The organism is Paracoccus sp. MC1854, assembly GCF_014164635.1.
In the GTDB taxonomy this organism is placed as follows: domain Bacteria; phylum Pseudomonadota; class Alphaproteobacteria; order Rhodobacterales; family Rhodobacteraceae; genus Paracoccus.
The window spans coordinates 51,251-61,213 of the sequence record NZ_JACJFU010000015.1 but is presented as its reverse complement, the minus strand read 5'-3'; the positions used below and the strand labels follow the sequence as shown (position 1 = coordinate 61,213).

6 protein-coding genes are annotated in these 9,963 nt (G+C 61.2%); 4 read left to right on the top strand and 2 right to left on the bottom strand.

The genetic code is table 11. The annotated features are described in order from the left end of the window. The 4 genes from H5395_RS12260 to H5395_RS12245 form a co-directional block, all read left to right on the top strand. A partial coding sequence (locus H5395_RS12260) for a transposase (protein ID WP_182792864.1) occupies positions 1-418 on the top strand: 418 nt, incomplete at its 5' end. 81 nt (positions 419-499) lie between these two features. Continuing rightward, positions 500-1,165, top strand: coding sequence for a hypothetical protein (locus H5395_RS12255; protein WP_182792863.1), 666 nt, complete (start codon positions 500-502; stop codon positions 1,163-1,165). 361 nt (positions 1,166-1,526) lie between these two features. After that, complete coding sequence (locus H5395_RS12250) at positions 1,527-2,645, top strand: thiamine-monophosphate kinase (protein WP_182792862.1); 1,119 nt, start codon at positions 1,527-1,529, stop codon at positions 2,643-2,645. A 17-nt stretch (positions 2,646-2,662) separates the two neighbouring features. After that, entirely contained in the window at positions 2,663-3,358 is a 696-nt protein-coding gene (locus tag H5395_RS12245; protein ID WP_182792861.1) for a thymidylate synthase, read from the top strand. 16 nt (positions 3,359-3,374) lie between these two features. Here the strand turns inward: H5395_RS12245 and H5395_RS12240 are convergent, their stop codons facing one another. Together H5395_RS12240 and H5395_RS12235 are read right to left on the bottom strand one after the other, a co-directional pair. Next, positions 3,375-6,581 (bottom strand): RNA-binding domain-containing protein, encoded by a 3,207-nt coding sequence (locus tag H5395_RS12240; RefSeq protein WP_182792860.1) that lies wholly within the window; start codon positions 6,579-6,581, stop codon positions 3,375-3,377. Positions 6,582-6,703: 122 nt separating this feature from the next. Then, entirely contained in the window at positions 6,704-9,019 is a 2,316-nt protein-coding gene (locus H5395_RS12235; protein WP_182792859.1) for a hypothetical protein, read from the bottom strand. Positions 9,020-9,963 lie beyond the last annotated feature (944 nt).

Sequence of the window (9,963 nt, the reverse complement as noted above, 5' to 3'; positions counted from 1 at the left end):
CAGCCCCGTTCTGCCTGACCTTCTGGATCAGATCCCACCGGATGAACAGATCGGCACCGTGACCGGGGATGGCGCCTTCGATACCCGCAGGTGCCATGCCGCGATCCTCGAACGGGGCGGCACCGCCATCATACCGATCCGCAAGAACGGACGCCGCTGGAAGGAGGACTGCCCTGCTGCCAGAGCACGCAATGACACCCTCCGGACGACCCAGCGCTTCGGGAGGGCTATCTGGAAACGATGGTCCGGCTATCACGTTCGAAGTCGGATCGAGGCCAGGATGAGATGCCTCAAGTCGTTCGGCGAGAGGATCGCATCCCGAGACCCCGACCGTCAGACCGCCGAAATCCACGTCCGCATTGCACTGATGAACCGCTTCAATGCACTCGGCACGGCCGAAATCGAACGCGCGGCCTGACGTCAAAAGGGAAAGGGGAAGTCGCCACTAGCGGCAGAGTTCTGCAACAACGCCCATCTGGACGTCGCTTGGCGCTGCCCGATGACGCATTACTCTTGGTTCGCAGAACCGGTACCTATTATCCCTAATATGCTCATCCCGAAGGATCCGCCACGTCAGGCTATCGTTAAAATGCACGGCAGCTATCAGGCAATCCGTCCTGACCAAGCTCTCGCGATTGTGCGCCAAGCGCTTCCAGCAGATCATCCGGTGATAGGGTGGCTATCAACGGGCGATTTTGTTCAGGTGCCCAACCGCTCGGTTCGCAACGCACCCAGCCCAATATTTAGTATACGCCGGTCCGCCTCAACCGCAGCGGATACCTATAAGCGTTATATGCAAGAGAATGAGATCGTTATCTCGCCCTTGCATGCCAAGCTGCAGAGAGAGTTCGTGAAGCACCTTGCTAAGCAGTTGGGGGCTGAGGTAAAGGAAAACATTGACCGAGTAGATTTGTGCTATCGCGATCCCAAACGAGGTGTTGTGCTTGTTGAAGTGAAGCCGACGGAACCGTCCACCGTGAGGTATGCTATCCGAGTAGCCATGGGGCAGTTGCTAGACTATCGACAGCGCGCTCGAGCCAACCACGCCCTACTGATCGTGATTGATGATGAACCCAAGGGCGAGGACCTGCAACTGGCCCTCTCAAACAATTTCGGCCTCGCGTGGCGGAGTGGTCAAAGCTTCAAATACGCTTGGCCAAGCTGATAATTTCATGACGAGGAGGACGGCCCATAGCTAGCGGTCGAGAGGGTGGCTAATCTAGCGGCTTCCTCAGGTTGGCCACTCAGCCCTGCCGCAGCGCGATCCTAACCAAGCGATGTTGCTGATGCAGAACGAAGCATACGGTTGACCAGACCCTTGCGCGCAGACCGATCGAAAGAACATGCGGTGTTACGAATTGAATAAGTTGCTGGTAGAAGGTCTTAGGGATTCAGGCCCAGAGACAAAGGGCGAACACTTCAGCCACTCCGGCATTAGGCCATCGTTGGTTGTGTCAGGAAAAGCCTTGCAATCCCGCCACCCGTCCAACAGAGATCATTTTCTATACGAAACAACCGAGTAGCCGATGGGTAAGGAACTGACCGTCCGCGAAGCCGGAGAGCGTCGCGTCGTGGCCGAGATCACTGGTATGATGGCTGCTCCGAGCATGCTGGTCGATGGATTAGGCCACGATGCCGCCTTCGTCGATCTTGGTCGCGGGGACGATGAGTTGCTGGTGCTGAACACCGACCGATCTGGGCTCAATGCGGCCTACGGGCTCGGGCTTGCCGGCCCAGAATGCGTTGGAGACTTCGGCGTTTCCCATGCCGTAAGCGATATCGTGGTCGCAGGCGGCATTCCGCGCGCAGTGACCGTGGCCTTGCTGCTTCCCGTCGAGAGCACGCTCGGTTTCGTCCGCGGTGTCATGCAAGGCGCGGCCGATGCCGCCAGACGCTACGGTGCCGAGATCGTTGCTGGTGACACCAAGCAGAACCCCAAATTCGCCCTGATCGCTACCGCCCTCGGCACGGTGTCGCGCGAGAAACGCATTCGCCGCTCGGGTGCCCGCCCCGGCGATGCGCTGGTGGTCACCGGCTTTCTCGGCTCGATGCTTCTAGGGCTAATCGCCTGCAAGCGCGCGCTCCCGCTCGGCGACCGCGCCCAGCGCATCGTCAAACGGGCGATCATCGAGCAACGCCCGCCCTTCACCCTTGGTCGCGCCATTGCCGAGGCCGGCATACCGCATGCCGGAACCGATATAAGCGATGGCTTGCCCGGGGCAATTCACGCGATATGCGACGCAAGCGACTGCGGTGCCGTTGTCGATGAGCGGCGCATCCCGCTGCATCCAGAACTTGACGAACTCATTTTAGCTTCTGGCCTCTCGTCACTGCAGCTTGGGACCGCTGGTGGCGACTGGCAGTTTCTTTATGCCGTTCCTCCCGAGCACCTGTCGCTGCTGCAACAGCTGGCTGCATCGCAGGATGCAAGGATCACCATTATCGGCAGCATCACCGAGGATCGCCAGATCGCCATCAGGCATCTCGATGGCGCCTGGCATCGGCTGGAGCGCATCGAACACGACAGTTTCGCAGATGATGGGAATGGCATCGGCCATTTCTCGCGAGTAGAAACATCCAGTTCATTGCGTGGAGCGGCACTCGAACGGCGGCATTTCGAGGCGCTCTGGAACAGAATCTTTTGAAACCGAGAGTTAATTTCATGCAGCATGACAAGGTAGGCCGACCGCCAGGCATCCATGTGCAGACCATCGGAGACTGCTGGCTCGAGAGCATCCGCTATGTACTGAACCATGGACTGCCTCATCTCGACGGCAGAGTCGAGCTGCTGGAGTTGCTTGGGCTAGCCGTCGAGATCTCGGCGCCGAAGGAGAAGGATCCGCTTATCTCGGCCCATGGTGACCCGACGGTCCTGTCTCGGACCCTTGCCAAATTCGCGCGGGGCGCCTCAATGCCTGAACGTCCCTTCACCTACGCCCAGCGCATTTTCGACATGAACGGCGTCGATCAGTTCGACTGGATGGTCGAGCGACTGCAACGCAAACCCGACACGAAATCCGCGACGATCAACCTGCTGGTTCCCGGCAGCACTGCCGCCAGCCTGCCTTGCCTGACCACGCTCGACGCCAAGATCCGGCAGGGCCGGCTGGATCTGCAGTTCTTTTTCCGCAGCCAGAACATCTTTGGCCGCCAATATGCAAATCTGGCGGCACTGGCGCAGCTGCAAACCGATCTTGCGCGGCGCTGCAACACAGTCAGCGGCGTGCTGCGTGGCTATGTCGCCTCGGCACACATCTATGCCTTCGACATCGATGACGCTCGCAAGCTGACCCTCGGCAACCCGATCAGGATTGCCGACAGGTACTATGAACTGGGTCCGCCACTGACCGGGGCGTGATCTCGCTGGTTCTGCACTAATCCACGCAGCGCCCGGACTCGACCGCAAAGCCCCAAGCCTTCCGTCCAGCGTCAAACCTTGTGGTAATCTGCACGTCGAGCACCTGGGCCTCGCGTAACTTGCTGCGGTCTGTTGCGGCAATCTTAGAGAGCAGGCAGAAGATGTCCTGCTCGAAATCCGGGTGCCGGGCGAAGCCGAAACCCCGCTTGGCGGGGATCCGCTTCAGGACAACCATCCAGCGCGTTTTCGCCAGCTCAGCGTTGACCTTCATCCGGGAACTAGCATCGCCCAGCATCGCGGCCGTAAATCTGCTCCTCCCCGATCTTGCGACCGGGGTGTTACGCGACGACGGGCCGTCAACTGCAATCTGCTCGCGCAACTGTGCAGGTAGATCCTGCAGTTCCAGCAGCCCGATTTTGATCGCTTGCCGAAGATACCCGGGTTTGGTGTTGCGGTCATAGACAAGGCGCGCCCGGGTTGCTGCGTTGATATCCGCGCGGCTCAGCAAGCCTTGCTGAGCCAGCCGGATGGCGTTGATCATCGACGTGCGTGCACAGACATTCGCCAGAAAGCCCGGCCTCTCGCGAAGCTCGCCGGCACGGACCGCACCGCTGCGCAACAGAATGCTGAGCAGCCGCAGCGACAGCTCGGGCTCGACAGAAATCCGGCGCAACTCGGCCTTGTAGAGCGGCAGCATCTCTCGCAGAATATCGTTCACCTGCTCCTTCTCGGTGCGCAAAATATCCAGCAGGTCGAGATCCAGCCGCTCCGCCCGCGAGCGGTCGAGCGCCGCCTTCCACGAGGAAACAAAGGTCTCGGCCGAGATCATCTTGCGCCTTCGGAGGGCGCAGAGCTCGGACACCGAGGCCGAGGACAGCACTTCGATCAGGGTCGGCGTCGGGCTGACTCCTGCGAGGGCGCGCAGCGCTGGCGATAGCCCCTCGCCCCAGCTCTTACACCCGACCAACGCATCGGCCAGCAGTTCGATCCACGGGAAATCGGTCCCGCCGACCAGATCGCGCAACCGCTCGAGCCTAGCCGCGCCGGCGGCATGAGTCTGCGCCGAGTACCAGAAGCCGGGGCTGTGCAGGCTGGCCAGTAGATAGGGTGAAATTGGATATTTTGGTGGCGAGCGGGCGATGATCGCGAGGGCGCGGGCCTGTGCGGCGGCATCCTGCCCGAGAAGGATGTTCAGCACTGCCCGGATCCATAGATCCTCGGTCACTTCTTCGGCGCGATAATGCGCTGTGCCCCGTGTTCCAGCGGCAACGATCAGCGGCTCGATTCTCCAAGCCGCATTCATCAGTGCGGGCGACGGCTCCGCGAGCATCTCGAAAGCAAAGGCCAGCGGCATGGCCCAGATACCAGGCTTGGCATCGGCGCGCAGGGCCAGCACATCGCCATGCATGTCTTCATGCCGTGCTACCAGATATTCGGCGCAGAGATATTCCTGGACCGTCTCGTGCTCGAAAACCAGCTCCTCGCGGCCGGTGTTACGAACCAGAACGGTGCCCTGCGATGCCCAGTCGATGAATCGCCCGGTGTCCTCGCCAAGGCGATGGACCAGCAGGTCTTTGGCTTGGGCCAAGGGCATTCGGCCGCTGCCCTTCTGCCGCGCCTGAAAGGCTAACTCCGCCAGCGCGCCGATGGCCAACTCGCGCTCCCAAGACAGCGCTTGGCCACCGCGCCGTGCTGTCTCGACCTCGCGCCTAAACCATGCATCGAGGAAGCGGCGATAGAGAGCCGAGCGCTGAGTCGGGATCTCGTGGGTCTCGCGGGCCACCTCGGCGGCAATGCGCAGCAGCATCGGGCTGCCGGCGATCGCGCTGCCACCGGCATGAAGGTGTAGCTGCGCAAGGATCGGCTCGACCTGCTGCGGTTGCCCGAGATATCTCGCCAGAAATTTGCTCTGGCGCGCCCGGTCCATCGGCTCGATCTCGAAGACCTCGAGCTGCAGGCCCGGCGGCAACTGAGCGGTCCGGCTGGTCAGCAGTACACCGGCTGTCGGATAGTCACGCAAGATGCCGGCGATATCGGCCAAGCATTGGTCATAGAGCAGGTCCGGGCATTCATTTAGCCCATCGAGACAGAGGGTCAGCTCGCCCCCTTCGATCCGCGGCGCCAGATCCTGCCAGTCTATGCCGCTTTCGGTTGCAAGCAACCTCGACAGCCCCTCGCCTGTGTAAGCTGAGAGCGAGACCAGCAGCGGCCAAGGCCGGTCAGGCTGCCAGCCGCACGCCGCGTCGATCGCGAGCGCCGCAAGGCATCTGCTCTTGCCCGATCCGCCCTCGCCGATCAGCAGCGCACGGCGGCTTTGGCTGAGCAGTTCGGTCACCAGCCCCCTGCGCTGCTCTGGTTCGGTCCGTAACACTTCGTGGCTCTCGCTGGCGCGCGGGGCCTCGCTCCGGGCCCAGTTATCGCCATCATCAAGCTCCCGCGCCTTACCGTCAGCGACCGGCCCGGTCCCGCGTCGCTGCACAGCCATGAGCGGGATGAACCGCGCCGAGCTCGGTGCCAGCCGCGCCTCCAGCGCCGTAAGATAGCGGCGCACATCGGGCAGGAGCTCCTCGGCCGAACGGGCAAGCCAACCACTTTCCTCGAAGCGTTTCCAGACCGGTTTTATCTCGGCGGCACGTTGTTGGCGCTGCACCTCATGCGCCGACAAGACATCCGCCTGATCCGCAGTCAGCGCCACGACCTGCCCGACCGCGCCGCGCTTACGTAGATAGACTATCCGGCTGACAGCGGCGGTATCCTGCGGTACCTCGACCTCGACCTCGACCTCGACAAAACCAAAGCTACTGGGGGCGGGATCGACAAAGATTGCTAGAACACTCTGTTCGCCTTGGGGGATCTCTTCCAGCGCCACCAGCCGCTCGAGCAAGGCGGCATTCACCAACCGGAAATTCCCCTGTCGGCCGGTCTTCCAGCCATTGGCCGGCAGCAGCACCTGCTGCATGACTATCTCGCGGCGAAACGCCTCGGCCCCCTTTGATCGTCGCCGGCCCTTGGGATCGCTGGCCTCGATGCCGACCACGCCGCCATCGTCGGCCACCCCCAAGAGCAGCACGCCCCCGATAGAATTGGCCAGCGCAATGACCGCCTTCGCCACGTTCCAGCGATAATCGTCGGCATTCGTCCCCCGCTCGAAACGGCCGCCCCCGGGATAGCACCCGGCCTTCAGTTCCAGCCATTCCGTTTCGCTCTGCCCCACCAGCTTCATCAGCGTCTCCACACCCCCCCGGGGATGCAAAAGAACACGTCGGGCCAGTTCAGGCGCGGAAAGGGGCATTTTAGGAAGAGACATCTATTTTGCTGCTGCTGACAGGTGGACCGGCGCGCGGCTCAGTGGAAGTTGAAGGGAAGGCATCTTGCCAGATGGGCCCAGATCCGGTGGGGCGGCATTCCGCCCTGCGCCGCCTCGCCGGCAAAGCCGGCCAGCGCCGACCAGGGTGCATGCGGCAGGCGTTTGCGCAATCCGGCCTCTGCCGCCCGCTCGGAGCCGGCAGGCCGCAGGCCGATCGCCTGTGCGAGACTACCTAGCACAAGCGCCATCCACTCAAGCGTCACCCCGTGGTCATCGTCTAGACAAGCCGTAACCGCCGCTTCCATCCAGGAGCGCGCTTCTGCCGTCGCGCCGGCATCTTTCAGCAACCAGGCACGATAGGCAAGGATCAGCGGCCAAGGGTGATCGCTGCCCGTTTTCCACTTGTCGCGATTATCGAGATAGGCCGCGCGAGCACCGGCCATGTGCCGGGGAAAGCGGGTTATCGTCCGCAACCATAGATGATGTTCGAAACGCTTAGCCTGATCTGACGCGGACAGCGACCGGCTGATGGCCTCGGGCTCGCGGTTGCCCAGCAAATGGCGAATGGCATCTAGCACCGCTTCGTCCTTAGCGGTAGGCTCGCTGGTCGCGCTGAAAGGCAGGGCGTCCATCCGGGCGATCATCTCGTAGATCCCGGTCTGATGCGTCTCGCGGGTGACCTGCCGCGGATCGCTAAGGCGGGAAAAACTCGTCGCGGCTGCGCTGAACCAGGAAACGGCTGCGGACGGATCTCCCGAGAAGGCGTGCATCTGGCCCCGCGTCGATTGCAGCTTGCCATAGTTCAGCAGCCCCGCCACTGCGATGGGCTTCGACAGCCAATCCTCGACAGCATCTTGTAACGCTTTGAATTCAAAATTGTTTGTCATGGCGCTTGCCATGCGCAACAGCGCCTCGACCGCCAACTGCGGCGCCTCGTCCTCCAGCTTTCCAATCCCTTCAAGGCAGCGGAAGATTAGATCAGCCTGTATCTGCCCGCGGTGATTAGCCAAGGCAAGGTGACTGCTGTCGAGCAGCAACCGGAACGTGCCCGGGAGGATCTGCGACTGATCGGCATACTGCTGCAACCAGGCGATGGCACTGCCCAGTTCGGCAAGAGAATACTGTTTGCCCATCAGGCGCGTCTGCACCTCTGCAAGGTAAAGCTCCCATTGCCTCGGAGAGCGCGCCAGCGCCTTACCGAGGCGGTCGAGCTCGCGGCGCAGGAAGCTGTCGTCTTGATCATCCGCAGCTGCCGCACAAAGCGCATACCAATCGGCCGGCGCCAGCGGCCCGCCTTGGGTAAGTGCTAGAAACAAGTGGTGAAGGCTGCGTTCTGTGGCCTTAATGAAGCAATGGCCTAGCAATTGCGATTTGCGCAAGCGATCCTTGTTTGACCAGTCCGAGCTGCCCCAGGTGAAAGCGACGGTATCGACATAGCCGTTCATCGGATGGCTTTTGTCCATGAACCCCATGTCGAGCGCCAGCCCATCGAAGCGCCGCGTATCGATGGCGGCCAGTTCGCTCTCGAGCGCTTGGGCAGTGGCCTTCAGATCCGTCTGGCGTCCATAGGCGCCACGCTGCTCTATCAGGATGCGAACCCGGCTTTTCCTGCCATCGGTCGGCACCGGCAATTGCAGTAGCGTCCAGCGCACAAGATGGAGGACATGGCCGATCCAGTACCGATGTCGTGCAGTGTCGTCCGACACGCTGAAGCCCAAAATGCCGACCGGCGCGTCGAGAACACGTTGCAGCACCTCGTCGACCTCGGCAAAGGTCCGCTCGACGGCATGAAACCCGCTACAACCGGGAAATTCGATACCGTCTGGGACGGCCAAGGCCACCACGCGCCCCATCCGGTTCGAGTTCGCGGGAAGATCAACCGTGCCGTCGAATTCGGCTCCGGTCTCGTCGACATAGATCGTCCAGGAAACGGCTGGCTGCAATGCACGCAGACAGTTCGGGTGCCGCCCATCCACAAGGGTCGTCCGGACCCTCGTCCGCTGCATGCGTTGGCTGTGACGAGCGCGAAGATCGTGCTCGCGCTTGATCCTACCTTGAAGCTCAAGTTCTAGACTCGTGACAATCTTGCTGTCGCTCAGCCAAGACCCCCTTGCCGCAACAAGCCATTGCCGCGCAGCATGCTCCCCGCCAGTGTCGAACACCTGCCCGAGCTCCAACCTTGCCTTGTAGGCCTTCACCCCTCTGGCGCGCTCAGCCCGGAACGCATCGGCTCCGCTAGCACCTCTTTCGGCGCGCACCCTGTCCTCGAGCTCCTGCAACTCTCTTTGTCGCTCCGGCGAGGGCCCCCAAGACTCCCGAAGATAGGCCAACCAAAGCGGATTGTTGTCTGTCATCACGTTAGCCTATTGCCTGCGTTATCGAAAACCGTCGGCACGCCGGCCGCAAAGGTTATCCTCCGGAGCAGTTCAGCGTTTTCATCGAAGAAATTCCTACAGGATCATGCCCTATCATTGCATCATAAATTCTCACTGAGGATGGACAATGTGGTGTCAGAGCCACACAGTCGCATTTTCCCGAAGCACTGGCGTCATCACAGTTTACTCGCTCAGTCCTGAAACAGAAGAAGCTGCTTCCCCAGGGTCGCTGGTCAGTTTACGCTTTTTCGATGAGGTTATGTCATGGCTCGACGTCGTAAGAGCACCGGACTCTTTGGAACCATGATAGCTGCGCTGACCGGGGGCACCTCGATCCGCAGAACAACGACGTGGACCGGTAGGCCCAAAACCATCGTGACGCATCATGGCAGTGGCAAGACGAAAACCTATGTCGGGAACCAAGGGATCTTCGGGAACAAGACCACCACGAAGACCACAAAACATGGCAGGACCATAGAGACTGGCAAAATTCACAAAAACATCTTCGGAGGAGCCTACGAGACTGCGCGTCGCGCGGACGGTTCAGGGGTTCACCGCAGCTACCACAGCGGGATCTTTCGAGATTACACCATTACCGATGTGCAGGGCGACTGCTACCCTTGCAACGGAACGGGGCATTTCAACAAACCGTGCCGGAACTGCGTCGGCGAAGGGCATATCGACAGCGCCGGAACTCCCTGCAAGAACTGTGCTGCGACCGGGGTGCTTTCTGAAGGCAAGACCTGTCCGGGATGTGGCGGTGATGGTCTTTGGATCAAACCCCGTGCGGACAGATGCAATCGCTGCGCGGGCTCGGGAATATTTCGGGAAACCTGCCGCAAATGCAACGGAAGTGGCAAATTTCACCAACGCTCGTGCAACTGAACCGCTGCCATCATGTCTCGCGACGACTGTTGCGCAAT

Excerpts from the sequence above, each read along its gene's own strand:
- H5395_RS12255 (WP_182792863.1), top strand. The coding sequence starts at position 500 with ATGACGCATTACTCTTGGTTCGCAGAACCGGTACCTATTATCCCTAAT.
- H5395_RS12250 (WP_182792862.1), top strand. The coding sequence starts at position 1,527 with ATGGGTAAGGAACTGACCGTCCGCGAAGCCGGAGAGCGTCGCGTCGTG.
- H5395_RS12245 (WP_182792861.1), top strand. The coding sequence starts at position 2,663 with ATGCAGCATGACAAGGTAGGCCGACCGCCAGGCATCCATGTGCAGACC.
- H5395_RS12240 (WP_182792860.1), bottom strand. The coding sequence starts at position 6,581 with ATGAAGCTGGTGGGGCAGAGCGAAACGGAATGGCTGGAACTGAAGGCC.
- H5395_RS12235 (WP_182792859.1), bottom strand. The coding sequence starts at position 9,019 with ATGACAGACAACAATCCGCTTTGGTTGGCCTATCTTCGGGAGTCTTGG.